Below are 25,019 nucleotides of genomic sequence, written 5' to 3'. Positions count from 1 at the left end.
CGCCGATTCTCTCAGAGAAGCGGCTCCCCGACGGGGGCGGGCCGCGACCGCAGGAACGCGCCGACGACCACGACGACGGCGAGCCCGGCGAGCAGGGCCCATGCGACACCGGGGGCGGCGTCGGTGCCGGTCAGCACTGTGAAGTTGGCCACCAGCAGCACCAGCTCGCCCGCCATCAGCACGGTCGTGAGCGCCGGGGCGACGAACGCCTTCCAGATGCTCGGCTCGACGCGGGTGCGCGCGAAGAACACCATGATCGCAACCGAGGTCACGATGTACAGGATCACCAGGGCCGCCACGGCGAGGCCGCTGAACCACGAGAACAGCGAGAGCACCGGATCGAGGCCGCCGAGCGCGAACGGCACAACGAGCAGCGCCGCGATCGCCGACTGCACGGCCGCCGCGCGCGACGGAGTCTGGCGGGCGTTGGTGCGCGCGAGCGAGGCGGGCAGCATCCCCCGGCTGCTCATCGCGTGCAGGTACCGCGTGCCGGTGTTGTGGAAGGCGAGGACGCCTGCCAGCAGCGACGTGATCAGCAGCACCTCCGTCACTGCCGACGCCCAGGGGCCGAGCACCGCGTCCATGGGCTCGAGGACGAACACGGCGGGGTCCACCGCGAGCGCGCCGAGCGCGGCGTCCTGCGCGTGGGGCGCGCCGTAGAAGCTCACCAGCATGAACATGATGAAGGCGAAGAACACCGAGACCCCGATGACCGCGAGGTAGGTGGCGCGCGGCACAGTGCGCTGCGCGTCGCGGGTCTCCCCCGCGTAGATCGCCGTGGACTCGAAGCCGAACATCGACGCGATGGCGAACATGATCGCGATCGCGGGCATGCCGCTCAGCACGGCCTGCGGGGAGAAGCTGGCCGTCAGGTCGAACCCGCCGCCGTGGGATCCGCCGCCCGTGGCGAGCACGAAGACCGCGAAGACGAGCAGGATCAGCACCTCGGCCGACACCAGCACCGCGAGCAGCCGCGCGCCCAGCTCGATGCCGCGCAGACCGAGGATCCACACCACGGCGATCGCCGCGACGGCGTAGATCCACCAGGGCAGCGCGATGCCGGTCCAGCGGGTGACCGCGCTCGCCAGGGTTCCGGCGAGCAGGCCGTACATCGCGGCCTGGATCAGGTGGTACGCGGTGACGGCGACGAGGGCTCCGATCCCGCCGCCGACAGGTCCGAGGCCCGCGCGGCTGATCGCGAAGAAGCCGCCGCGGATGTCGGTGTGGCGCGCCATGGTGGTGAACCCGACCGCGAACAGCACGGTGATCAGACCCACGAGCAGGTACGCGCCGGGGGCGCCGGCGCCGTTGCCGAGCGCGACCGCGAGGCCGGCGGCGCCGACGACACCCGTGAGCGGCGCCTGCGCGGAGAGCACGAAGAAGAGCAGCGCCGGGACGCCGACGGCGTCCTTCTTCAGCTGCGTGGACGGAAGCTGCGCCGGCGGCACTGCCGACATCGCCTGGGTGGTCATGGACGTTCCTTTCGGTGCTCCGCGAGGAGCTCAGTGCCCCGGGATCGGGGCGAGGTGGGTGAGCGCGGCGACGACGAGCATGATGCTCGTCGCGCCGAGCTCGAGGCGCACGGCACGGTGCGCTGCGCGGCGGCGCCACAGCACCGCCCCCGCGATGAGGAGCGCGGCCACGCCCGCCAGCGCGACTGCGGCGGGCGCGACGCCGGCGCCGTGCGCGTGGGCGGGGCCCGCACCGCTCGAGACACCGTGGGGTGCGGCGAGCATCACGGCCGCCATCGCGACCGCGGCGAGCGCACGGTAGGAGGTGAGCACGCGGTCATCGCGCGCCCGGCCGCGCACGCCGACGGGCAGCGTGAGGGCGATCACCATCAGCGCGGCCGCGGCCGCCGCTCCCCACGTCGGGCCCATCGGCAGACACGCCCCCGCCATCACCACGGCGGTCACGCGCGATCGCACGTCGATCGACGAGTGCCAGCATGCCCCGGCGGCGAGGACACCGGTGCCCGCCGCGGCGAGTTCGAACATCGTCGTCCGCTCTCGCGCCGGGTGTCAGTGCCCGCAGGCGCAGCTGGAGCCGGAGCCGCAGCAGCCGGTGGACGACTCGGCGGGTCCGGTGCGATGGGCGCCCAGGTCGGGCACGTCGAGCGTGGGGTTGCGATCGAAGAAGCCGTCGGGCGTCAGCGTGAATCCGACGTAGTCGACGGGCATGATCGGCCAGTCCTCGGTGCGCGGGAAGTGCGTGAGGCCGAACGTGTGCCATAGCACGATGTCCTCGCCGTCAATCGAGCGGTCCGCGGCGACGTACGCCGGCAGACCCGCACCGCCCGGGTTCTGGTTGGTGGTGCGCCCGGCGGCCCACATCTCGTCGCGCTCGTACTGCGTGACCCACAGATGGTGCGTCGCGAAGGCCGCGCGCTTGCGCACCGGGGCGTCGTCTGCCACCAGCAGGGTGGGCTTGCCCTCGGGAAGCAGCACGTAGGAGGTCGGTCGGCCGAGGTGATTGGTGCGCTCCGTGCTCGAGATGCGCCACACCCGATCGACGGAGCGGTCCGCGTCGCGCACACCCTCGCGCTCCGTGCGCAGACGCGTGTGGCGCCGGGTGAAGGCGTTGCCCCACGGGTTGGCGGCATCCATCGGCACCCGGGCGACGTCGATCTCATCGACGGCGTTCGCCGTGCCGTCCACGGTCATGTCGAGTCGGGCCGAGAACAGGTGCTGGTGCACCGGCGCCCCGAGCCCCGGCGCGATCTCGGTGGAGTACGGGTAGTCGCCGCCCGGGTGCGCGTTCGTGAACACGATGCCCGTCGCTTTGGCCTCCAGCTCGACCCGCCCGTCGAGGTAGAGGTGCCAGTAGAAGCCGTAGTCGTAGTTGCCGACCGTGACGAAGAACGAGATCACGAGGCGGCGCTGGCGGCGCGTCTCGCTGGTGCCCGCGAACGCGTCGCTGTGCTTCCAGAGGATGCCGTAGTCCTCCTCGTGGATGCAGATGGCGTTGCGGATCGTCTGCGGCGCGCCCAGGTCGTCGGCCACGACCGCGTCGACGTAGGTGATGTCCCCCAGGCAGTCGCAGCCGAGTTCGAGCGAGTTGGCGAGGCGCCCGAACTGGTACTCGCTGACGTCGTAGTAGTTCTGCCAGGCGTTGGTGGGCGACGCGTCGCCGTAGTTGACGACCATCTCCGAGATCGAGCCTCGGTACATCACGGGGCGATCGCGCTCGCCATCGCGGAAGCCGAGCTGGTGCAGCGTGAGGCCCTCGCGCCCGTTGAAGCCCAACCGCACGCTCCAGTTCTGCCAGGTCAGCACGCCGTCCACGAGCGTGAAGCTGACGCCCTCGGGCTGCGTGATCGAGATCGGCTTGAGCGTCGTGCGCTCGGGGCCGCGCACGGCCGGGTCGAGGTAGTCGCCCGAGGTCTCGGGAACGTGGCGTTCGGCCGTCTCGATCAGGCGCAGGATCCGCCGATTCGTGAGGTCGACGTGCGCGACGAGACCCCCGACCGGATGCGCCCAGCACGAGTCGGAGGGGTGCTCCTGCACAAAGGCCAGTGCGCGCACAACGCGCACGCCCACCTCGTCCTCGTAGCCGAACACGCCCGCCGAGAGAGCGCACACCACGACGGTGTCGAGGTCGCGGACGCCGCGCTCGGCGAGCGCCGCGACGTAGGCCGGGTCGGCCTTGACGATCTCGTCGGCCGCGGCGAAGTCCTCATCGAACACGGGCCCGAAGCCCTCGGAGGCGATGTCGAGCCGGCGCTGCTCCACGATCCGCTCGGCCGCGAGATCGACGACGAGCTCGTCGACGCGGGAGGTGGCGAGGTCGGTGAGCAGCACGGAGATCTCGCGTACGACGGGATCGCCCGGACGCCACGCGAGCACGTCGCGCTTGTGCGGCTCGCGCAGCGCGACATACGAGAAGCGCGTCGACTCGGAGACGAGCCCCTGCGCGTCGAGGAAGGTGCGAAGGCCGGCGATCTCCGCGGCGCCGAGGGGCGCGAGCGGGTGCGACGCGGGCGTCGTCTCGACGTCAGCCGGCGCGGACGACGAGTGGTCGTGGGTCAGGTGGATGGTCATGCGGCTCCTTGCGGATGGATCGGTGGTGCCGTCAGCCGGCGATGACGCGGGTCTCCGAGACCGCCTTCAGGCCCTCGACGCTGAACTCCAGGCCGTAGCCGGATCCCTTCACGCCGCCGAAGGGGATCTTCGGGTGGATGGTGCCGTGGGAGTTGATCCACACGGTGCCGGCGCGAAGGCGACCCGCGACGGCGCGTGCGGCGTCGCGGTCGCTCGACCACACGGAGGCGCCGAGCCCCACGTCGAGCCGGTTCGCGCTCGCGATGGCGTCCTCGACGTCGGTGTAGCGGATGATCGGCAGCGCCGGGCCGAACTGCTCCTCGTCGACGAGGGGGTCGCCGTCCTGCGCGTCGGCCACGAGGGTCGTCTGGAAGAAGGTCGCGCCGAGCTCGGGTGCGGGGGCGCCGCCCGTGACGATGCGGCGGCCGCGGGCTCTCGCGTCGTCGACGAGGCGCTTGACGATCTCGAACTGCTTCGCGTTCTGCAGCGGGCCGAGAACATTGCCGCCGTCGAGCCCGTTGCCCATCGGCATCTGTGCGGCGATCGCGGCGAGCGCGTCGACGACCTGCTCGTAGATCGCGTCGTGCACGTAGAGGCGCTTGAGCGCCGCGCAGGTCTGGCCGGTGTTGATGAAGGCACCCCAGAAGAGCCCCTCCGCGATGGCCTGCGGATCGGCGTCCGGGAGGACGATGCCGGCGTCGTTGCCGCCGAGCTCCAGCGTGAGACGGGCGAGGTTGGCACCGCTCGCCTCGACGATCTTGCGTCCGGTGGCGGTGGATCCGGTGAACATGATCTTGTCGATGTCCGGGTGCGACGCCAGGCGCGCGCCGACCTCGCGGTCGCCCGAGACCACCGGGATCAGCACGTCGGCGGGCAGCACCTCGTTCATCACGGACACGAGGGCGAGGACGCTGAGCGGGGTGTACTCGCTGGGCTTGACGACGACGGTGTTGCCCATGCGCAGGGAGGGAGCGATCTGCCAGATCGCGATCATCAGCGGCCAGTTCCACGGCCCGATGGCGCCGACGACGCCCAGGGCGCGGTAGGTGACCTCGGCGATGTCGTTCTCACCGTCCGTGATGACCTGCGACGTCAGCTCCGCGGTGGCGGACTCCCGCAGCCAGGCGCTGCATCCGCCGAGCTCGAAGCGGGCGTTCGGTCCGTCCAGCGGCTTGCCCTGCTCGCGCGAGAGCAGGCGGGCGAGCTCCTCGGCGTGCGCGTCGATCGCGTCAGCCGTGCGCAGCAGCAGTGCGGTGCGCTGCTCATGGCCGAGCGCCTCCCAGGCGGGCTGGGCGGCCTTGGCACGGGCGACGGCGTCGTCGAGATCCGCGACGGTGTGTTCGGGTGCGTAGCCGATCGTCTCGCCCGTGGCGGCGTCGGGGATGGCGCGTCCGGTCTCGGGCAGAGCCTGCACGCGGTCCAGCAGGGTGACAGCGACGTCGATGTCGGTCATCGGAGAGCTCCTTCACTCATCGATTCGCGCCGGATCGCCTCAGGTCGGCGATGGCTGCCCGGCCACGGTAACTGATCAAGCGCTCAAAATAAAGAGTCGAAATCCGGATTCGATAATCGAACGCCCCCGATAGGCTCGACAGATCCCCCTCTCGACGAAGGAAGCCCGTGAACAACGACAGCTCCGTCACGTCCCCAGCCGGCTCGCAGACCCTGAGCCGCGGCATCCGCCTGCTGGAGATCCTCGCCGCCGACGACAAGCCCCTGTCGATCGACGATCTCGCCCGGGCCCTCGGCGTGCATCGCTCGGTCGCCTACCGGCTGCTGCGCACGCTCGAGGACCACGGGCTCGTGACGCGCGGCGCGAACGGCCTGGTCTCCCTCGGCGCGGGGCTGGCGGCGCTGGCGTCGAGCGTGTCCCGCGACCTGCAGGCCGCGGCTCTGCCGGAGCTGAGCGAGGCCGCCGACGAGCTCGGCATGACGTGCCTGCTTGTGCTGTTCGAGTCCGGCGAGGGCATCACGTTCGCCAGCGCACCCCCGCGCCGGTCGGTCGCGGTCTCCTACCAGCCCGGCCATCGCCACCCGATCACGCGCGGCGGTCCGGGCAAGGCCATGCTCATGGAGCTGCCGGATTCGGCGTGGCCGGTCGAGGCGACCGAGGCGCTGCGCACAGAGATCGCCGAGAGCCGCGCGCGCGGCTACGCGACGAGCTACGACGAGGTCGTGCCCCTGCTCTGGTCGGTCGCCGTTCCGCTCGTGGTGCCCGGCCAGCCGCTCGCATCGGTGGCGGCGATCCACGTCTCGCTCACGAGACCCGAGGCCGAGATCGCCACGCGCCTGCGCACGGCCGCGACGGGCATCGCCCGCGGGCGGGGGGCCCGGTGCCGGCCCCCGCCCCCCGGGGGGGGCCCGCGGCCCCCGCCCGCGACGGGCACCCCCCGCGCGCTCGGGCCCTGACCCGGCCCCGCGCGCGCGGGCGGGAGCCGGCTCAGACGCCGGCCGACTGCCTGCGGAACACCCCGGCGAAGAAGCCGGCGAGCTCGGCCGCGGCATCGAGGGGCAGCACGGCCGAGACGTAGTGGTCCGGGCGCACCACAACGATCGCGCCGTCACGGCTGATCCCGCGGGCCTCGAAGATGTCGTCGGCGGGGTCTGCGGCGTAGACCTTCTCGTAGTCGGCGACCTGGAACGGGCCGACCTTGGGCAGGAACACGGCCGGAACCTCGTTCATCTCGACGCGGGTGTGATCCTGCTGGTAGATCACCTTCACGTCGAACCACGCGTCGAGATCGCTCCCGTCGGGAGTGAAGGCGACGACCGGCGAGTCGGGAGCCGAGACGAGCCACTGCGCGAGATCGGCGACCCTGCCCGGCTGCGCGGGGGCGGCCGCGTCGGCGAACACGTAGACGCGCCAGCGGCCGTCGGCGCGGTGGTGGTGCCCGAGCTGCTTCGGGTTCGCGTCGCACACCCGCACGACGGGGTGCGACTTGAACCGCTTGCCGATCGGGAACCCGGATGCCAGCTCCTGGTGCGCGTCATCGGCGATGAGCATCGACGGCTCGTACCGGGTCATGAACCCGGCGGGGAACTCGATGGTCTTCATGTAGAAGTCCTCGAGCTCGGACGGATCCTCCATCTCCTCCGGCTTGGCGGCCATCAGGCTCGACCACTGCTTGTCGAACTCGATCAGGTTCACCGCGATCTGCTGCCGCTCGGCCGAGTAGGTGTGCAGCAGCTCCTCGGGCGCCCGCCCCTCGAGCACGTGCGCAAGCTTCCAGGAGATGTTCCACCCGTCCTGCATCGACACGTTCATGCCCTGACCGGCCTTCGCCGAATGCGTGTGGCACGCGTCACCCGTGATGAACACGCGCGGTGTGCGGGTGGCGATCTCGTCGGCCGGCACGTCGTCGAACTTGTCGGTGACGCGGTGCCCCACCTCGTAGACGCTGCGCCACGCGACGTTCTTGACCGTCAGCGTGTAGGGATGCAGGATCCGGTTCGCCCGCTCCTCGACCTCTGCCTGGGTGGTCTGGCGCACGCGCCCGTTGTCGTCGGGGGCGACCTCGCCGAGGTCGACGTACATCCGGAACAGGTGATTGCCCTCGCGCGGGATGTGCAGGATGCTGCCGCCGTCGTGCGACTGGATCGCGCACTTGGTGCGGATGTCGGGGAAATCAGTCTCCGCGAGCACGTCCATCACGCCCCACGCGTGGAAGGCCTGATCGCCCTCGAGACGTCGGCCGATGGCCTCGCGCACGCGACTGCGGGCGCCGTCCGCGCCGAGCACGTACTTAGCCCGCACCGTGCGCTGCTCGCCCTCGGCCGTGCCGGCGGAGGCGCCCGCATCCGCCGCGCGACGCAGCGTCACCACGACCGGGTGGTCGCCCTCCTCCTCGACGCGCAGGGTGACGAACTCCCACCCCCAGTCGGGCTCGAGGCGGCCCGGGGCGTTACGCGCGTACTCGGCGAAGTAGTCGAGCACGCGGGCCTGGTTCACGATCAGGTGCGGGAACTCGCTCATCCCGTGCGGATCGTCCGGCGTGCGCGCGGCGCGGACGATGTTCTCGGGATTCGCGGGATCCGGCTTCCAGAAGCACATCTCGGTGATCCGATAGGCCTCCTCGATGATGCGGTTCGCGAAGCCGAAGGCCTGGAAGGTCTCCACCGTGCGGGCCTGGATGCCGTCGGCCTGCCCCACGGCGAGACGATCCGGGCGGCGATCGATCAGGCGCGTGGAGATGCCGGGGAACTGCGCCAGCTGGGCGGCGGCGATCATGCCCGCCGGGCCGGCCCCAACGATGAGCACATCCATCTCGTCCGGCAGCTCGGGCTCTCGCGCGAGGCCGATGCCCGAGGCGGGCTGCACACGGGGATCTCCGGATACGTAACCGTGATGATGGAACTGCACAACAGCCTCTTCTCGATCTTCTTTGACCTCACTCGATAATCGAACACGCTGTTCGTTTATCGACCACGCCGAGTTTAGGACGCCCGCTTCTCGATCGCAAGCGCTAGGCTTCTGCGCGTCCGGTTCGCGAAGACGCGCGCCGGTGCTCGGAAAAGGGGCACGAAGCACGACCTCCCACGGCGGCGAGACACATACGGGAATTCTGACCACCCGTCTCTCGAAAGGCACCGCCATGCCCACCGTCGCCGCGCACGTCGCCGCCGCTCTCGCCCGCCACCTCGACCAGGTCTTCGGGCTCATGGGCAACGGCAACGCGCACCTCCTCGATGCGCTGCTGCGCGAGAACCGCGTCACCTACACCGCCGTGCGCCATGAGGCGGGAGCCGTGGTGGCCGCGGACGCGCACTATCGCGTCTCCGGACGGATCGCCGCAGCCACCACCACCTACGGCGCGGGCTTCACCAACGCCCTCACGCCGCTGGCCGAGGCCGCACAGGCGCGCACCCCGCTGATCCTGGTGGTCGGCGACCAGCCCACGCCGGGCCCGCGCCCCTGGGACGTCGACCAGATCGCCCTCGCATCCGCCGTCGGCGTGCGCACGTACACGGTCGGGCGCCTCGACGCCGTCGGCACCACCGTCATCGCGATCGAGCACGCTCTGGCTCATCGCACGCCGGTGGTGCTGGCCCTCCCCTACGACATGCCGAAGCTCGACGCCGGTCCGATCCCCGAGGTGCCCGAGCCCCGCCTGCCGCAGCCGATCGCCCCGTCGCCGGACGCCCGCGAGGCGATCCGGCGCGCGGCCCGAGCGCTCGCAGACGCCGAGCGCCCCGTGCTGCTCGCGGGTCGCGGCGCATGGCTCGCCGGAGCGGGTGCGGCGCTCGGCCGCCTCGCGGCGGCGAGCGGCGCCGTCACGGCGACCACGGCGCTCGGCCGGGGCCTGTTCCCCGACGAGGCGCGCGATCTGGGCGTCACGGGCGGGTTCGGCGCCCCCGGCGCCATGGAGGCCGTGCGCTCCGCCGACGTCGTGGTGGCGTTCGGTGCGAGCCTCACCCAGTTCACGATGCGCTTCGGCGAGCTGCTCGATCCGCACGCACAGCTCGTGCAGGTCGATATCGCCCCGACGGCCACGCACCCCAGAGTGGGCGCGTACGTGCGCGGCGACGCGCGCGTGGTCGCCGAACTGCTGGCCGACGACGTCGCCGCGCTCGGCGCGGGGTCCGCCGGCCGGGCGTGGCCGGGCGTCGACGCCTCGGCGCTGCGCGCGCAGGTGGTGGAGGACGAGTTCGCCCCCGACGGCCGCCTCGATCCGCGCGCGGTTGCCGCCCGGATCGGCGAGCTCCTGCCGGAGGATCGCGTCGTCGTCAGCGACGGCGGACACTTCATCGCCTGGGCGAACATGTTCTGGCCCGTGGCGTCGCCCGGGCGCATGGTGATGGTCGGGACCGCCTATCAGTCGATCGGCCTGGGGTGGCCGAGCGTCGCGGGCGCGGCGCAGGCGGCCCCGGATGCCGCCGTGGTGCTCACCACCGGAGACGGCGGTGGGCTCATGGCCCTGGCCGATCTCGAGACCGCCGTGCGCACGGCCGGGGGCCGCGGCATCGCCGTCGTGTGGAACGACGGCGCGTACAGCGCGGAGGTCAACCTCTACGGCCTGCAGGGCCTTCACGAGGGCCCCATGCGGATCCCCACCGTCGACTTCGCGGCTCTCGGCCGTGCGGCGGGCGCCGAGGCCGTGGTCGTCGAACGCCTCGCCGACCTCGATCGCCTCGCCACCTGGGCGGCCGAGCCCGCCGGCACGCGCCGCTTCCTCGTGCTCGACCTGCGCATCTCGGGCGATGTCATCGCGCCGTACCAGCACGAGGTCATCCGGGTGAACAGCTGAGAGCGCAAGGCGAAGGCCGCCCCGAGTATCCCGGGGCGGCCTTCGTGTCGCGAACGGCTACTTCGACCAGATGTAGATGCGGCGCTGCTGCTCGGCCTCGTTGTGCGGGCCGAGGTCGATGCCCTTGCGGTCACGCAGCAGCAGGGTGCTGATCAGCGAGAGCGCCACGGTGCCGAGCAGGTACCAGGTGATGCCGCCCGTCGAGCCGGTGGACTGCACGATCGCCGTGGCGATCGTCGGCGCGAACGCACCACCGAGCACCGAGCCGATCGCGTAGGCGATCGCGACGCCCGAGAACCGCACCGAGGCCGGGAACAGCTCCGCGTACCAGGACGACTGCGCGCCGTAGGTCAGACCGAGGCCGACGCCGAGGAGCACCACGCCGAGCGTGAGACCGCCGAGCGTGGCGGTGTCGACCAGCGGGAACAGGGCCACGACGGTGACGCCCAGCACGATCCAGCCGATGATGTACGTGGTGCGCCTGCCGATCCGGTCGGAGAGCACTCCCGAGATGAAGGTGAAGATGAGCCACGACACCGCCGACGCGACGATGGCCCACTGCACGTCGGCCGGGTTCAGCGCGATCGTGCCCTCGGCATTGCTCGCGTAGTTCTGGATGAACCCGCCCGTGGTCATGTAGCCCACCGCGTTGTTGCCGATGAACACACCCGCCGCGAGCAGCACCAGCAGGGCGTAACGGCGGAACAGCTCGACGACCGGGATCTTCTTCTGCTCCTGGCGCTCGGCGATCTCCTCGAACACGGGGCTCTCCTCGACGCGGCGACGCACCCAGTAGCCGACGAAGATCAGCACGAAGCTCAGCAGGAACGGCACGCGCCATCCCCAGGCGAGGAAGCTCTCCTCGTCGGGCGCGATCAGGCGCATCACGCCGAGCACGGCGCTCGCGAGCAGCAGTCCGATCGGCACACCGATCTGCGGCATCGCTCCGAACAGGCCGCGCCGCTGGCGCGGGGCGTGCTCGACGGCCATCAGCACCGCGCCACCCCACTCGCCACCCGCCGACAGACCCTGCAGGATGCGCAGCGTGACGAGCAGGATCGGCGCGACGACGCCGACGGCCGCATACGTGGGCAGCACGCCGACGAGCATCGTGGCGCCGCCCATCAGGATGAGCGTGAGCACGAGCATCGGACGACGACCGATCCGGTCGCCGAAGTGACCCGCGAGGAACGCACCGAGCGGACGGAACAGGAAGCTCACGCCGATGGTGATGGTCGACCAGATCGGGGCGAGCTGGGCGCCCGCGGGCTCGAAGAACAGCACCGCGAACACCGAGCTCGCGGCGAACGCGTAGGTGAAGAAGTCGTACCACTCCACGGTGGTGCCGACGACGGTCGCGAAGGCGACGCGCCGACGGTCGGCCGCGGTGGCGATCGTGCCGGTGGGCGTGAGGGGAGAGGAAGGGGCGTCTCGGGCGGACATGTGACCTCCGTGGTCAGGTGCGTTGCTTCGTCGCTTCGCAGTCTCGTCATCGGCGGGATTCGATTATCGAACTTGCTGTTCGTATACTGAACCCGCACTCGCATGAGAACATACACGACGCGTCCGGCTCTCGCCAGACGCGGAAGGGCCCGGATCTCCGCGGAGATCCGGGCCCTTCGGCCAGCGGGGGTTCAGCCCCCGAAGCCCTCGCCGATGAGCTCGATGAGCTCCTCGCGCTCCTCGACGGGGAGGAACGCGGCGGCGGCGGCGTTCAGCTGGAAGGCCTCGATGTCGTCGAGGCCGTATCCGAACGCGGCGACGAGCTGCGACAGCTCCCGGGTGAGCGAGGTGCGGCTCATCAGGCGGTTGTCGGTGTTGACGGTCACGGCGAAGCCGAGCTGGTAGAGCAGGTCGAACGGGTGGTCCTCGAGCTGCTTGCCCCACTGCGCGATCGCGCCGGTCTGCAGGTTTGATGACGGTGCGAGCTCGAGCGGGATCTCGCGATCGCGCACCCAGCGCGCGAGGTCGCCGAAGCGCACACGCACCTCTTCGCCCTGGGTCTCGACGATGTCGAGGTCTTCGGCGATGCGCACCCCGTGCCCGAGGCGCAGCGCGCGACCATCGAGCAGGGCCGAGCGAATCGATTCAAGACCCGCCCCCTCCCCCGCGTGGATGGTCGCGGGCAGGAAGGCCTGTCCGATGATGTCGATCGCCTCGCGGTGACCCGACGCGGGGAACCCCTCCTCGGGACCCGCGAGGTCGAAGCCGACGACGCCCTCCTCGCGGAACTCGACGGCCAGACGCGCGACCTCGGCCGATCGGGAGTTCTGGCGCATCGCGGTGAGCAGCTGCCCCACCCGGATCGAACGACCCGAGTCCGCGACGATGTCCTCACCCTCGTAGATGCCGTCCTGAACCGCCTCGATGGCCTCCTCGAGGCTCAGACCGCCCGCGACGTGCTGCTCGGGCGCCCAGCGCACCTCGCCGTACACGACCCCGTCGTCCGCGAGATCCTCGACATACTCACGCGCGACGCGCTGCAGGCCCTCGCGGGTCTGCATCACGGAGGTCGTCACCGCGAAGGTCTCGAGGTACTGCTCCAGCGATCCCGCCTCGCTCTGGCGGCCGAACCAGCCGGCCAGGCGCACCGGATCCGTCTCGGGCACCTCGATGCCGGCCTCGTCGGCGAGCTCGACGATGGTGTCGGGCCGCAGGCCGCCGTCGAGGTGATCGTGCAGGGAGACCTTGGGCAGGCTGCGGATCGACACACCCTCCACGCGGGCGTCTCCGAACGGATCGATCATGGTGCGCTCCTCGCGTCGGGTGGTTCGGGGTTCAGTTCAGGATCACGCCGAACGGCGCGGACCGCATCAATAGCCTCCGGCTTTGATGCGCTCGCGCACAATCGACTCGCGGACGGGAGCGTCGTCGCCGATCTCCCACTCCCCCTCGAGCGACTCGAGCGCACGCGCGAAGCGGGTGTCGTCGGGACCGCCGATCGTGAAGAGCGGCTGACCCGCGGCGACCCGGTCGCCCGGCTTGGCATGCAGGTCGATGCCGGCGGAGTGCAGCACCGGATCCTCCGCGCGGGCACGCCCCGCCCCGAGGCGCCAGGCGGCGACGCCGAAGCTGAGCGCGTCGATGCGGGTGACGAAGCCGTCGCGCGGCGCCACCACCGTGTGCGTCTCGTTCGGCGTGGGCAGCGTGGCATCCGGATCGCCGTCCTGAGCTGTGATCATGCGGCGCCAGGCGTCCATCGCGCGGCCGTCGCGGAGGGCGGCCTCCACATCGGCGTCGGGCTGGCCGGCGAGCGCCAGCATCTCCCGCGCGAGGGCCACGGTGAGCTCCACGACATCGGCGGGACCGCCTCCGGCGAGCACCTCCACCGATTCGCGCACCTCGTTCGCGTTGCCGATCGCGAGGCCGAGCGGGGTGTTCATGTCGGTCAGCAGGGCCGTGGTCTTCACACCCGAGTCGGTCCCGAGCGCGACCATCGTCTCCGCCAGCTGGCGGGCACGGTCGTAATCGCGCATGAAGGCGCCCGATCCGAACTTCACATCGAGCACCAGCGCGTCGGTGCCCTCGGCGATCTTCTTCGACATGATGCTCGACGCGATCAGCGGGATCGCCTCGACCGTGCCCGTCACGTCGCGCAGCGCGTAGAGACGCTTGTCGGCCGGGGCGAGACCGGACCCGGCCGCGCAGATCACCGCACCCACGTCTCGCAGCTGCGCCGTCATCTCGTCGTTGGACAGCGCCGCGCGCCATCCGGGAATCGATTCGAGCTTGTCGAGCGTGCCGCCCGTGTGACCGAGGCCGCGACCGGACAGCTGCGGCACGGCGACCCCGAACGCGGCGACCAGCGGCGCGAGCGGGAGCGTGATCTTGTCGCCCACGCCTCCGGTCGAGTGCTTGTCGACCGTCGGCTTGCCGAGCCCGGCGAAGCTCATGCGCTCCCCCGACGCGATCATCGCGTCGGTCATCACGCGGATCTCATCGCGATCCATGCCGTTCAGCAGCACCGCCATGGCGAACGCGGCCATCTGGGAGTCGGCGACGTACTCGCGCGTGTAGGCGTCGATCATCCAGCGCAGCGCGTCCTCGGGAACGCGGCCCCCGTCGCGCTTGGTGCGGATGACGTCGACCGCATCGAACGGCTCCACCCGGCTGCTGTCGGTCATCGTGCCTCCTCCAGATTGCGCGGCCCGAAGGCGTCGGGCAGCACCTCATCGATCGTTCGCCTGCCCGAGACCGTCTCGAGCACCATGTCGGGGGCCGCGTGCTCCGACAGCAGCTGCCGGCAGCGGCCGCAGGGCATCAGGGTCTGCCCCTGCCCGTCGACGCAGACGAAGGCGACCAGCTGGCCCCCTCCCGACCGCACCAGCTCGGACACGAGCCCGCATTCGGCGCACAGGGTCACCCCGTAGGCGGCGTTCTCGACGTTGCAGCCGGACACGATCCGGCCGTCGTCGACGAGGGCCGCCGCCCCCACGCGGAACCGCGAATAGGGCGCGTACGCATGCTCCATCGCCTCGTGCGCCACCGCGCGCAGGCGCTGCCAGTCGATCTCAGTCATCTCAGCCCTTGATGTACGGCTTGCCGGTGGCCCGGGGCCCGACGACGCGCCCCGCCACCAGCGTGACCGCGAGGATCGTCACGACATACGGAGTCATCTCGATGAGATCCGTCGGGATCGCCGCCCCGGCCTGGTTCGTCCAGATGCGGAACGCCGACGCGAAGCCGAACAGCAGGGCCGCCAGTGCCGCATAGATCGGGTGCCAGCGACCCAGGATCACGGCAGCCAGCGCGATGAAGCCGTTGCCGGCGCTCATCTCGTTGACGAACGCTCCGACGGATCCGATCGTCATCGCGGCACCGCCGAGACCGGCGATCAGGCCGGCGATCGTCACGGTCCAGAAGCGCCAGCGGTTGACGTCGATGCCGACGGTGTCCGCGGCCTGCGGGTGCTCACCCAGGGCGCGCACACGCAGGCCGACCTTGGTCTTGAACAGCACGAACCACACGGCCGGCACGATGAGGAACATCAGGTAGGTCGTGAGGCGCTGCTCGAAGAGCACCGAGCCCAGCACCGGGATGTCGGCGAGCAGGGGGATCCGGATCTTCGGAAGCGTGCCGGGGTTGTTGAACGTGCCCGAGTCCGGGCCTAGCACGGTCGCGTACAGCAGGCGGGTGACGGCGGTCACGAGGCCGATGAGGACGACACCCACGATCACCTGGTCGACGACGTACACGATCGCGAACGCGGCGAGCACCATCGAGATCAGCGCGCCCGTGACCATCGCCGCGACGAGTCCGACGATCTGGTTGTGGGTCGTCGAGGAGACGAACGCCGCGGTGAACGCGCCGCCGAGCAGCTGCGCCTCGATCGCGATGTTCACCACACCCACGCGCTCGCCGATGACCCCCGCCATGGCGCCGAGCACGATGGCGGTCGAGAGGGCGACCGTGTTGGTCAGCAGGAACGGGATGAGCACCTGGTTGCCGGCACCCACCCACGTCATCAGGCTGAACAGGAACGCGATGGCCACGACGATCGAGGCCCAGATGCCGACGGGCTGACGCTTCCAGGCGCGGAACACGGCCCAGGCCGCGACGGCCAGAGCGACGAGGCCCAGCACGAGGGCGAGCACGCGCGGCACGACGGTGGTCGCGGGCACCACGACCGCGTCGCCCGAGCCCGACCACACGAGGTCGGTGGTCTCATCTCGGCCCAGGAAGCCGAACAGCACCAGCGTGAGCGCTGCGGCGACGGCGAGCACGATCGGCGTGCGCCACGAGCGAGGCGGCAGCGTGACGGTGTGCGGGGCCGCGGAAGCGGGGGCCGTGGTCACGGCGGTCATCGCGTCTCCTCCTTCGGCTTCGGCAGGAACGGCACGATCGCGCGGATCAACGGGGGCGCCGCGATGAACAGCAGGATCAGACCCTGCATCACGCTGAGCACCTCGGGCGAGACGTCGGCGACCTGCATGGCGGGGCTCGCGGCCTTGAACGCGCCGAACAGGATGCCTGCGAACAGCACGCCGAGCGCGCCGTTGCCGCCGACCAGGGCGATCGTGATCGCGTCGAAGCCGATGCCGGCGTCGACACCCGGGCCGTAGTTGCCATCGCGTCCCAGGGCCTGGTTGAGGCCGGCGAGGCCGATGAACAGACCCGAGATCACCATCGCCAGGATCGCGGTGGTCTCGACGTTGACGCCGGCCGCGCGGGCGGCATCCGGGTTGGCGCCGACCATGCGCAGGCGGAAGCCGAGCGTCGAGCGCTCCATCAGCCACCAGAACACCACGACCGCGAGAAGGCAGGCGATGAAGGACCAGCGCAGGTCGAAGCCCTCGCCCAGCAGCCGCGGGAAGACCGCCGTCTTGTCGGGCGGGATGGTCGCGGGGTTCTGCCCCTTCGACATGTCGTGCAGCACGGGGGTGCGCATGAGGAAGGTCACGAGCGACACGGCGATGTAGTTCATCATGATCGTCACGATCACCTCGTGCGCGCCGGTGCGGGCCTTGAGGAAGCCGGCGATACCCGACCACAGGGCTGCGGCGACGAAGCCGAACAGCATCGCCACGATCAGGTGGATGCCCCACGGCAGGTGCAGCTGGCTCGCCGCGAACGACGCCCATGCGGCGGCCATGAGCATCTGCCCCTGGCCACCGATGTTGAACAGGCCGGTGCGGAAGGTGACCGCGAGACCCAGGCCCGCCGCGATCAGCGGCCCCGCGAAGCGCAGCGTCTCCGTGAGCGGGCGGATGCCCTTCGCGAAGTCATCCGCGCGCGTGTTCCAGATGGCGCCGCGGATGAGCGCGTCCCACGCGTTCGCGATGGCGGCGCCCGCCGCCTGGAAGAAGTCGCTCGGTCGCCCGAACAGATAGGCCAGTGTCGGCCGGACGTCCTCGTTCGTGAAGACCACGAGCAGCAGGCCGGCGATCAGCGACAGCGCGATCGCGACGAGCGTGCGGACGATGGATCCCTCGGCGAGATCGCGCAGGAACGCGCGCAGACGATCCGGGCGCTCCTCGTCGACTGGCGAAGGCGCGTTCTGATCGGTGAGGGCGGTCATGCGGCGACTCCTGCCATGAGCTGGCCGAGCTGTTCACGCGGGGTGTTCCCCGGGACGATCCCGATGATCGAGCCCTGGTACATGACCGCGATGCGATCGGCCAGGGCTGCGACCTCGTCCAGCTCGGTCGAGATGATGAGCACGGGCACGCCGGAGTCGCGCACCGCGATGATCCGCTCGTGGATGAACTCGATGGATCCCACGTCGACGCCTCGGGTCGGCTGCGACGCGATGAAGAGCTTGAGGTCGCGCGCCATCTCGCGGGCGATGACGACCTTCTGCTGGTTGCCGCCCGAGAGCTTGCCGACGGCGGTGTCGGGCCCCTGCGTGCGGATGTCGAACTCGGCGATGGCGTCACGCGCGAACGTGTCGCGGTAGCCGAAGTCGATGCTGCCGCGCGTGACGAACGGACCGTGGAAGCTGCGGTCGAGCATGAGGTTCTCGGCGACGCTGAACTCGCTGACGAGCCCCTCCACCTTGCGGTCCTCGGGCACGAAGCCCACACCCTCTTCGAGCACACCGCGCACGGTGCGCCCCAGCAGCTCCTCGCCCCGCAGGCGCACGGACCCCTTCACGTGCTTGTGGAGGCCGATGATCGCCTCGGCGAGCTCGGTCTGGCCGTTGCCCTGCACTCCCGCGATGCACAGCACCTCCCCCGCGCGGATGGTGAACGACACGTCGTCGAGCAGACGCGCGCCGTTGGCGGCGAAGAGCGTGAGGTCCTCGACGACGAGCGCGTCGTCGCCGGCCTTCGCCGGGGCCTTCTGCACGGTGAGCTCGACCTCGCGGCCGACCATCAGCGAGGCGAGCTCCTGGCTGGACGCGGCGGGATCGGCATCGCCGACAACACGGCCGAGGCGGATCACCGTGATCTTGTCGGCGACGGCCTTGACCTCGCGCAGCTTGTGGGTGATGAAGACGATGGACGTGCCGGCCTCGGCGAGCTGGCGCATCGTGACCATCAGCTCATCGGTCTCCTGCGGCGTGAGCACGGCGGTCGGCTCGTCGAGGATCAGCACCCGGGCGTCGCGCGAGAGCGCCTTGACGATCTCGACGCGCTGCTGCACGCCGACCGGCAGATCGCCGACGACGGCGTCGGGATCGATGTCGAAGCCGAACTGCGCGGAGATCTCGCGCACGCGCCGACGAGCCGTGGCCAGGTCGAGCACACCGCCCTTCGTGGGCTCGTGGCCGAGCATCACGTTCTCGGCGACCGTGAAGACCGGGATCAGCATGAAGTGCTGATGCACCATGCCGATGCCTGCGGCCATGGCGTCGCCCGGGCCCTTGAAGTGGACGGGCACGTCGTCCAGCAGGATCTCGCCTTCGTCGGGCTGGTACAGCCCGAACAGGACGTTCATCAGCGTCGACTTGCCCGCGCCGTTCTCGCCCAGGAGGGCGTGGATCTCCCCGGGCTCGACGACCAGATCGATGCCGTCGTTGGCTGTCAGACTGCCGAACCTCTTGGTGATGCCGCGCAGCTCGAGTTTCATGGTCTCCCCATCCTCACCTGTATCGCTCTCCCCCGGAAGAGACGGGCGCCCGGTGCGGATGCACCGGACGCCCGTCTGCTGGCGCCTGCGAGAAGGCGTCAGTTCTTCGTGAGAGCGATCTCGATGTCGCCGTCGATGATCTGCTGCTTCAGCTCGTCGAGCTTGGAGACCACGTCGGCCGGGACCTTGTCGGCGAAGGCGCCGAAGTCGGACAGGCCGGTGCCGTCGTTCTCGAGCGTGCCGAAGTACGGCTCGGCGGAGAACTCGTCGCCCTTGACCTCGCCGATGATGTCGAACACGGCCTGGGTCATGCGCTTCTCGACCGAGGTCAGCGTGATGTCGGCCAGGTCGGGCTGCGTGACGGCGATGTCCTTGTCGACACCGAGCATGACGGCGTCGGCGTTGCCGCCCTCGCGGATGGCCTCGGCGGTGGCGGTGAACAGACCACCCGCGACCGGGAAGATCACGTCGGCGCCGGCGGCGAGCTGACCGTTGGAGATCGACTTCGCCTCCTCGGTGTTGGCGAAGTCGCCGACGAAGTCACCCGTCTTGGCGGCCGGGTCCCAGCCCACCACCTTGACCGGCGTGCCCGTCTCCTCCTCGTACTTCTTGGCGCCCTGGTAGAAGCCGTCCATGAAGGAGGTGACCGAGTCGATCTGGAGACCGCCGTAGGTGCCCACGACCTTCGAGGTCGAGTAGGCCGCGGACAGGTAGCCAGCGAGGTAGCTCGACTGCTCGGTCGCGTACATGATCGGCTTGACGTTGTCGACCTCACCCGGCCATCCGTCGAGCCAGGCGAACTTGGCGTCGGGGTTGTCGGCGGCGACGTCGAAGATGACGCCGTTCTCGCCGCCCAGCGAGAAGTTGAAGCCGATCGCGAAGGTGATGTCGCAGCCGTTGTCGACCATGGCGGTCAGGTTCGGCACGAAGTCCTCGGCGGACGCCGACTCGGCGTCGTCGATCTGGATGCCCAGCTCCGACTCCGCCTGCTGCAGACCGGCGTACGCGGCCTCGTTGAAGCTCTTGTCGTTCCAGCTGCCCTCGTCGGAGACGGCGCAGGCGAGGAAGTCCGAGGACTCGGCGGGCGCCTCGGCGCCGTCCGTCGTCTCGGCGGCCTCCTCCGGCGGTGCGCCGCAGCCGGCGAGAAGGATCGCCGAAGCGGTGAGCGCGAGACCGGCGAATGCGGCCTTCCGAGTGGTCCTGATCACACTGTCCTCCAAGAAGTGCTCAGCGCCCCGCCCACACAGCGGGACGTATGCAGCCCCGCGTGCTGACGGGGCGATACGCACACGGTACATAAATCCGACCGCGCATTCTGCACAGTCAACGGGGCCGAGACGTGATCGTTGCAAACGCTTGCGTCCGCCCCCGATCAGAGGACGTCGTCGCGCCCGTTCTGCTGCAGCGTGCCCACGACGCTCTTCACCCGCTGCGCGTGCGCGCTGGTGGTGACCAGCAGCGCATCCGGGGTGTCGACGACGATCAGGTCGTCCACGCCGACGACCGCGATGATCCGCTCGGTCTGCGAGACGACCAGCCCGGTGGAGGCGTCGACCATGACCTTCTCGTTCTCGCCGAGCACCGACATGGTGTCGGGGCGGCCGCCCGAGATGAGCTTGGCGAGGCTGGCGAAGTCGCCGACGTCGTCCCAGTCGAAGTGGCCGGGCACCACCGCGAGGCGCCCCTTGGCTGCCGCCGGCTCGGCGACGGCGTAGTCGATCGCGATCTTCTTCAGTCCCGGCCAGACGCGGTCGGTCACCTCGGCGCGTCGCTCGGTGTCCCAGGCGGCGGCGATCTCCACGAGGCCCGCATGCAGTTCGGGCTCGTTCGCCGCGAGCTCGGCCAGCAGAACGTCGGCGCGGGTGATGAACATGCCCGCGTTCCAGAGGAAGTTGCGATCGGCGTAGTACCGGCGCGCCGTCTCCAGGTCGGGCTTCTCCACGAAGCGCTCGACGATGGCCGCCATCGGCGCCCCGTCGACGTCGAGCTCATCGCCCTTCTGGATGTAGCCGAAGCCGACGGAGGGCTCGCTGGGGGCGATGCCGATGGTCGAGATGTAGCCGGCGCGCGCGAGGGCGACCGCCTGCTGCACCGCGAACTCGAACGCGCGCTGACGGGAGATGTGGTGATCGGCGGCGAAGGATCCGATGATGACGCCGGGATGACGACGATCCAGGATGGCCGCGGCCAGACCGATCGCGGCCGCCGACTCGCGCTGCGAGGCCTCGATGAACACGTTGCTTTCGAGGATGTCGGGGAGGTCCTCCTCCACCTTCGCCTCGTGCGCCTGACCGGTGACCACCGCGATCCGGTCCTTGCCGGCCAGCGGCAGCAGACGGTCCCACGTGTTGCGCAGGAGCGAGACGCCCGAGCCGGTGAGGTCGTGCAGGAACTTGGGCGTCTCGGCGCGCGAGAGCGGCCACAGGCGCGAGCCGACACCGCCCGCGGGGATCACGGCGTAGAAGTCCTCGAGGGGTGCAGACATGGTCCCAGGCTATCCGCCCGCATTTCTCTCGACATCAAGAGAGTTAGGCGCACCTTCGTTTCGCCCGGCGAAGCGCGCACGTAGAGTTTCTTCTGCCTCTGTGCGCACGTATTTCGTGCGCCATCCGGGCGCCAGACCTCGCAACGATCAGGGAGGAACGACGTGGCCGTCGCCTCACGTCCGACACCATCGGTGGCTGAGACCACCTCGAAGACACCGCGGGGAACGCTCTACCGCGGCCGCGAGGGGATGTGGTCGTGGGTGCTGCACCGCATCACCGGTGTCGCGATCTTCTTCTTCCTCCTCGTGCACGTGCTCGACACGTCGCTCATCCGCCTCTCCCCCGAGGCGTACGACGCGGTCATCGGCACCTACCAGACCCCGATCATGGGCCTCGGCGAGATCGCTCTCGTCGGCGCGATCGCGTTCCACGCCTTCAACGGCCTGCGGATCATCCTGATCGACTTCTGGGCGAAGGGCGCCAAGTACCAGCGTCAGCTGTTCTGGGGCGTCCTGGGCATCTGGGTCGTCGTCATGGCGGGATTCGTGCCGCGCCAGCTCATCAACGTGTTCGGATACGAGGGGGGCCACTGATGACCGCCGACTCGCTCGCTGCGCCCCGCGCCCCGCACTCCGCCCCGCGCAACAAGGGCGTCAACCTCGAGAAGTGGGGCTGGCTGTACATGCGCGCCTCCGGCGTGGTTCTGGTGGTGCTGATCTTCGGTCACCTCCTCACGAACCTCGTGCTGCCGGAGGGCGGCGTGCACGCCCTCAACTTCGCGTTCGTCGCCGGCAAGTTCGCCACGCCGTTCTGGCAGTGGTGGGACGTGCTGATGCTCTGGCTCGCCTTCCTGCACGGCGGCAACGGCATGCGCACGATCATCAACGACTACGTGCGGGGCGAAGGCGTGCGCAAGACCCTCGTCTGGGTGGTGTGGATCGCCGTGGCCGTCATGATCGTGCTCGGCACGCTCGTGGTGTTCACGTTCGACCCCTGCCTCGGTGTGACCGAGGACTCCACGCTCTGGACCGCGTGCCAGGCCGCCTGACTTGCAGATCGACAGGAACATGACTCAGACCCACGATTCCGTTGTGCGCGATGGCGTGCACTACCACCAGTTCGACATCGTGATCGTCGGCGCCGGCGGCGCCGGCATGCGTGCGGCCATCGAGGCCGGCCCCGGCGCGAAGACCGCCGTGATCACCAAGCTCTACCCCACCCGCTCCCACACGGGCGCGGCGCAGGGCGGCATGGCCGCGGCGCTCGCGAACGTCGAGGAGGACTCCTGGGAGTGGCACACCTTCGACACCGTCAAGGGCGGCGACTACCTCGTCGACCAGGACGCGGCCGAGATCCTCGCCAAGGAGGCGATCGACGCCGTCATCGACCTCGAGAACATGGGTCTGCCCTTCAACCGCACGCCCGACGGCAAGATCGACCAGCGCCGCTTCGGCGGTCACACGGCCGAGCACGGCAAGACCCCGGTGCGCCGCGCCTGCTACGCGGCCGACCGCACGGGCCACATGATCCTGCAGACGCTGTTCCAGAACTGCGTGAAGCTCGGCATCAACTTCTTCAACGAGTTCTACGCGCTCGATCTGATCACGGTGAAGGACGCCGACGGCAAGACCCAGATCGCGGGCGTCGTCGCGCTCGAACTGGCCACCGGCGAGCTGCACGTCTTCCACTCGAAGTCGGTCATCTTCGCCACCGGCGGCTTCGGCAAGATCTTCAAGACCACCTCGAACGCGCACACGCTCACGGGCGACGGCGTCGGCATCGTCTGGCGCAAGGGCCTGCCGCTCGAGGACGTCGAGTTCTTCCAGTTCCACCCGACGGGGCTGGCGGGCCTGGGCATCCTCCTCACCGAGGGAGCCCGCGGCGAGGGCGCGATCCTGCGCAACGCCTCGGGTGAGCGCTTCATGGAGCGCTACGCCCCCACCATCAAGGACCTCGCGCCGCGCGACATCGTCGCCCGCTGCATGGTCCAGGAGGTGCGCGAGGGCCGCGGCGCCGGTCCGCACAAGGACTACGTGCTGCTCGACTGCACGCATCTCGGCGCCGAGGTGCTCGAGACCAAGCTGCCGGACATCACCGAGTTCGCCCGCACCTACCTCGGCATCGACCCCGTGGTCGAGCCCGTGCCGGTCATGCCGACCGCGCACTACGCGATGGGCGGCATCCCGACCAACAACGACGGCGAGGTGCTCGCCGACAACGAGACCGTGGTGCCCGGCCTGTACGCCGCCGGCGAGTGCGCGTGCGTGTCGGTGCACGGCGCGAACCGCCTCGGCACCAACTCGCTGCTCGACATCAACGTCTTCGGCAAGCGCGCGGGTCGCAACGCGGTCGAGTACGTCAAGACCGCCGAGTTCGTGCCGCTGCCCGAGGATCCGGCCGCGGGCGTCCGCGACATGATCGAGGGCATCCGCAACGCCAAGGGCACCGAGCGCATCTCGGACATTCGCAAGAAGCTCCAGGACGAGATGGACGACAAGGCTCAGGTGTTCCGCACCGAGGAGTCGCTCACCGACGTCCTCGGCACGATCGCGTCACTGCGCGAGCGCTACAAGAACATCTACGTCGACGACAAGGGCAAGCGGTACAACACCGATCTGCTCGAGGCCGTCGAGCTGGGCTTCCTTCTCGACATCGCCGAGATCGTGGCCTACGCCGCCCGAAACCGCCGCGAGTCCCGCGGCGGCCACATGCGCGAGGACTACCAGACGCGCGACGACGAGAACTACATGCAGCACACGATGGCGTATCTGACGGGCGACCCGCACTCGGCCGACCCGGAGGACCACATCAAGCTCGACTGGAAGCCCGTCGTCTTCACCAAGAACGACAAGGGCGAGCTCAACTACCCGCCCCTCGAGAGGAAGTACTGATGTCCGGCACCGCAGCTTCGGCCCCGGTCGACTCGAACGACGCGGCCGTGCAGTCGTACCTCGTCACGTTCATCATCCGCCGCTTCGATCCGGAGACGGACAGCGAGCCGCGCTGGGTGGACTACGACGTCGAGATGTACTCGACCGACCGCGTCCTGGACGCCCTGCACCGCATCAAGTGGGACCAGGACGGATCGCTCGCGTTCCGCCGCTCGTGCGCGCACGGCATCTGCGGATCCGACGCGATGCGCATCAACGGCCGCAACCGCCTCGCCTGCAAGACGCTGATCAAGGACCTCGACATCTCGAAGCCGATCTACGTCGAGGCGATCAAGGGTCTGCCGCTCGAGAAGGACCTCATCGTCGACATGGACCCGTTCTTCGCGGCCTACCGCGACGTGCAGCCCTTCCTGCAGGCGTCCACCGCCCCCGAGAAGGGCAAGGAGCGTGTGCAGTCGGTCGCCGACCGCGCGATCTTCGACGACACCACCAAGTGCATCCTGTGCGCCGCGTGCACCTCGTCGTGCCCGGTGTTCTGGACCGACGGCCAGTACTTCGGCCCGGCCGCCATCGTCAACGCGCACCGCTTCATCTTCGACTCGCGCGACGACGCGGGCGACGTGCGCCTCGACATCCTCAACGACAAGGAGGGCGTGTGGCGCTGCCGCACGACCTTCAACTGCACGGAGGCGTGCCCCCGCGGCATCGAGATCACCAAGGCGATCGCCGATGTGAAGCAGGCCCTCGTCGGCGGCACCGACCGCGCCACGAAGCAGCTGAAGCTCATCCACGCGTGACACGCCCGCATCGCGGGTGATCGGGGCCTCGGACATCTGAATGTCCGAG

General features: G+C 69.9%; 20 protein-coding genes. 6 read left to right on the top strand and 14 right to left on the bottom strand.

Features of this window, described 5'->3' with window-relative positions; translation table 11 throughout:
• Positions 1–11: 11 nt before the first annotated feature.
• Genes J5V96_RS15630 through J5V96_RS15615 form a run of 4 tightly spaced genes read right to left on the bottom strand, consistent with a single transcriptional unit; the run spans position 12 to position 5,493 of the window.
• A complete protein-coding gene (locus J5V96_RS15630) occupies positions 12–1,472 on the bottom strand; it encodes an APC family permease (protein ID WP_208505106.1) in 1,461 nt (486 codons plus the stop codon).
• A gap of 30 nt (positions 1,473–1,502) precedes the next feature.
• Entirely contained in the window at positions 1,503–1,997 is a 495-nt protein-coding gene (locus J5V96_RS15625) for a hypothetical protein (protein WP_208505103.1), read from the bottom strand.
• A 24-nt stretch (positions 1,998–2,021) separates the two neighbouring features.
• The gene (locus J5V96_RS15620) at positions 2,022–4,040 is read right to left on the bottom strand and encodes a primary-amine oxidase (protein WP_208505100.1); all 2,019 of its coding nucleotides are present in this window, start codon (positions 4,038–4,040) and stop codon (positions 2,022–2,024) included.
• A 31-nt stretch (positions 4,041–4,071) separates the two neighbouring features.
• The gene (locus J5V96_RS15615) at positions 4,072–5,493 is read right to left on the bottom strand and encodes an aldehyde dehydrogenase family protein (protein ID WP_208505097.1); all 1,422 of its coding nucleotides are present in this window, start codon (positions 5,491–5,493) and stop codon (positions 4,072–4,074) included.
• A gap of 167 nt (positions 5,494–5,660) precedes the next feature.
• Here J5V96_RS15615 and J5V96_RS15610 point away from each other — a divergent pair, with 167 nt between their 5' ends.
• Positions 5,661–6,449 (top strand): IclR family transcriptional regulator, encoded by a 789-nt coding sequence (locus tag J5V96_RS15610; RefSeq protein WP_208505095.1) that lies wholly within the window; start codon positions 5,661–5,663, stop codon positions 6,447–6,449.
• A gap of 31 nt (positions 6,450–6,480) precedes the next feature.
• Here J5V96_RS15610 and J5V96_RS15605 read toward each other — a convergent pair whose 3' ends face one another.
• Positions 6,481–8,400: an FAD-binding monooxygenase gene (locus J5V96_RS15605; protein WP_208505094.1), complete on the bottom strand. Its 1,920-nt coding sequence runs from the start codon at positions 8,398–8,400 to the stop codon at positions 6,481–6,483.
• 232 nt (positions 8,401–8,632) lie between these two features.
• Between J5V96_RS15605 and J5V96_RS15600 the strand changes: the two genes are divergently transcribed.
• The gene (locus J5V96_RS15600; RefSeq protein WP_208505092.1) at positions 8,633–10,285 is read left to right on the top strand and encodes a thiamine pyrophosphate-binding protein; all 1,653 of its coding nucleotides are present in this window, start codon (positions 8,633–8,635) and stop codon (positions 10,283–10,285) included.
• Positions 10,286–10,342: 57 nt separating this feature from the next.
• On the opposite strand, the gene J5V96_RS15595 is transcribed toward J5V96_RS15600, so the two are convergent.
• The 9 genes from J5V96_RS15595 to J5V96_RS15555 all read right to left on the bottom strand — a co-directional run bounded on the left by J5V96_RS15595 (position 10,343) and on the right by J5V96_RS15555 (position 21,281).
• Positions 10,343–11,728 (bottom strand): MFS transporter, encoded by a 1,386-nt coding sequence (locus tag J5V96_RS15595; protein WP_208505090.1) that lies wholly within the window; start codon positions 11,726–11,728, stop codon positions 10,343–10,345.
• A gap of 191 nt (positions 11,729–11,919) precedes the next feature.
• Entirely contained in the window at positions 11,920–13,032 is a 1,113-nt protein-coding gene (locus tag J5V96_RS15590) for an adenosine deaminase (protein ID WP_208505088.1), read from the bottom strand.
• Between the two features lie 66 nt (positions 13,033–13,098).
• A complete protein-coding gene (locus J5V96_RS15585; RefSeq protein ID WP_208505086.1) occupies positions 13,099–14,409 on the bottom strand; it encodes a thymidine phosphorylase in 1,311 nt (436 codons plus the stop codon).
• Positions 14,406–14,804: a cytidine deaminase gene (locus J5V96_RS15580; RefSeq protein ID WP_208505084.1), complete on the bottom strand. Its 399-nt coding sequence runs from the start codon at positions 14,802–14,804 to the stop codon at positions 14,406–14,408. Before J5V96_RS15580 ends, J5V96_RS15585 begins: the two co-directional genes overlap by 4 nt.
• 1 nt (position 14,805) lies before the next feature.
• Positions 14,806–16,089: an ABC transporter permease gene (locus tag J5V96_RS15575; protein ID WP_208505082.1), complete on the bottom strand. Its 1,284-nt coding sequence runs from the start codon at positions 16,087–16,089 to the stop codon at positions 14,806–14,808.
• A complete protein-coding gene (locus tag J5V96_RS15570; RefSeq protein WP_208505080.1) occupies positions 16,086–17,303 on the bottom strand; it encodes an ABC transporter permease in 1,218 nt (405 codons plus the stop codon). The genes J5V96_RS15575 and J5V96_RS15570 overlap by 4 nt, the downstream gene beginning before the upstream one ends.
• Complete coding sequence (locus tag J5V96_RS15565; protein WP_208505078.1) at positions 17,300–18,796, bottom strand: ABC transporter ATP-binding protein; 1,497 nt, start codon at positions 18,794–18,796, stop codon at positions 17,300–17,302. The genes J5V96_RS15570 and J5V96_RS15565 overlap by 4 nt, the downstream gene beginning before the upstream one ends.
• Positions 18,797–18,894: 98 nt before the next feature.
• On the bottom strand, positions 18,895–20,004 hold the full coding sequence (locus J5V96_RS15560; protein ID WP_208505076.1) for a BMP family lipoprotein: 1,110 nt from the start codon (positions 20,002–20,004) through the stop codon (positions 18,895–18,897).
• A 164-nt stretch (positions 20,005–20,168) separates the two neighbouring features.
• Positions 20,169–21,281 carry a mannose-1-phosphate guanylyltransferase gene (locus J5V96_RS15555; protein ID WP_208505074.1) on the bottom strand — a complete coding sequence of 371 codons (1,113 nt, stop codon included), beginning with the start codon at positions 21,279–21,281 and terminating at the stop codon, positions 20,169–20,171.
• Between the two features lie 162 nt (positions 21,282–21,443).
• Here J5V96_RS15555 and sdhC point away from each other — a divergent pair, with 162 nt between their 5' ends.
• The 4 genes from sdhC to J5V96_RS15535 are packed head-to-tail and all read left to right on the top strand — an operon-like array spanning position 21,444 to position 24,970.
• Complete coding sequence (sdhC, locus tag J5V96_RS15550) at positions 21,444–21,875, top strand: succinate dehydrogenase, cytochrome b556 subunit (RefSeq protein ID WP_208505072.1); 432 nt, start codon at positions 21,444–21,446, stop codon at positions 21,873–21,875.
• Positions 21,875–22,330, top strand: coding sequence for a succinate dehydrogenase, hydrophobic membrane anchor protein (sdhD, locus tag J5V96_RS15545; RefSeq protein ID WP_208505070.1), 456 nt, complete (start codon positions 21,875–21,877; stop codon positions 22,328–22,330). Before sdhC ends, sdhD begins: the two co-directional genes overlap by 1 nt.
• 19 nt (positions 22,331–22,349) lie before the next feature.
• Positions 22,350–24,173: a succinate dehydrogenase flavoprotein subunit gene (sdhA, locus tag J5V96_RS15540; RefSeq protein WP_208505068.1), complete on the top strand. Its 1,824-nt coding sequence runs from the start codon at positions 22,350–22,352 to the stop codon at positions 24,171–24,173.
• Entirely contained in the window at positions 24,173–24,970 is a 798-nt protein-coding gene (locus J5V96_RS15535; protein WP_208505065.1) for a succinate dehydrogenase iron-sulfur subunit, read from the top strand. Before sdhA ends, J5V96_RS15535 begins: the two co-directional genes overlap by 1 nt.
• Positions 24,971–25,019: the final 49 nt, after the last annotated feature.

It is taken from the genome of Microbacterium stercoris (genome assembly GCF_017592545.1).
Classification (GTDB): domain Bacteria; phylum Actinomycetota; class Actinomycetes; order Actinomycetales; family Microbacteriaceae; genus Microbacterium; species Microbacterium stercoris.
Note: the sequence above shows the minus strand (reverse complement) of the source record. Positions and strands in the feature narration are given on the sequence as shown.

Excerpts from the sequence above, each read along its gene's own strand:
- J5V96_RS15630 (WP_208505106.1), bottom strand. The coding sequence starts at position 1,472 with ATGACCACCCAGGCGATGTCGGCAGTGCCGCCGGCGCAGCTTCCGTCC.
- J5V96_RS15625 (WP_208505103.1), bottom strand. The coding sequence starts at position 1,997 with ATGTTCGAACTCGCCGCGGCGGGCACCGGTGTCCTCGCCGCCGGGGCA.
- J5V96_RS15620 (WP_208505100.1), bottom strand. The coding sequence starts at position 4,040 with ATGACCATCCACCTGACCCACGACCACTCGTCGTCCGCGCCGGCTGAC.
- J5V96_RS15615 (WP_208505097.1), bottom strand. The coding sequence starts at position 5,493 with ATGACCGACATCGACGTCGCTGTCACCCTGCTGGACCGCGTGCAGGCT.
- J5V96_RS15600 (WP_208505092.1), top strand. The coding sequence starts at position 8,633 with ATGCCCACCGTCGCCGCGCACGTCGCCGCCGCTCTCGCCCGCCACCTC.
- J5V96_RS15595 (WP_208505090.1), bottom strand. The coding sequence starts at position 11,728 with ATGTCCGCCCGAGACGCCCCTTCCTCTCCCCTCACGCCCACCGGCACG.
- J5V96_RS15590 (WP_208505088.1), bottom strand. The coding sequence starts at position 13,032 with ATGATCGATCCGTTCGGAGACGCCCGCGTGGAGGGTGTGTCGATCCGC.
- J5V96_RS15585 (WP_208505086.1), bottom strand. The coding sequence starts at position 14,409 with ATGACCGACAGCAGCCGGGTGGAGCCGTTCGATGCGGTCGACGTCATC.
- J5V96_RS15580 (WP_208505084.1), bottom strand. The coding sequence starts at position 14,804 with ATGACTGAGATCGACTGGCAGCGCCTGCGCGCGGTGGCGCACGAGGCG.
- J5V96_RS15575 (WP_208505082.1), bottom strand. The coding sequence starts at position 16,089 with ATGACCGCCGTGACCACGGCCCCCGCTTCCGCGGCCCCGCACACCGTC.
- J5V96_RS15570 (WP_208505080.1), bottom strand. The coding sequence starts at position 17,303 with ATGACCGCCCTCACCGATCAGAACGCGCCTTCGCCAGTCGACGAGGAG.
- J5V96_RS15565 (WP_208505078.1), bottom strand. The coding sequence starts at position 18,796 with ATGAAACTCGAGCTGCGCGGCATCACCAAGAGGTTCGGCAGTCTGACA.
- J5V96_RS15555 (WP_208505074.1), bottom strand. The coding sequence starts at position 21,281 with ATGTCTGCACCCCTCGAGGACTTCTACGCCGTGATCCCCGCGGGCGGT.
- sdhD (WP_208505070.1), top strand. The coding sequence starts at position 21,875 with ATGACCGCCGACTCGCTCGCTGCGCCCCGCGCCCCGCACTCCGCCCCG.
- sdhA (WP_208505068.1), top strand. The coding sequence starts at position 22,350 with ATGACTCAGACCCACGATTCCGTTGTGCGCGATGGCGTGCACTACCAC.
- J5V96_RS15535 (WP_208505065.1), top strand. The coding sequence starts at position 24,173 with ATGTCCGGCACCGCAGCTTCGGCCCCGGTCGACTCGAACGACGCGGCC.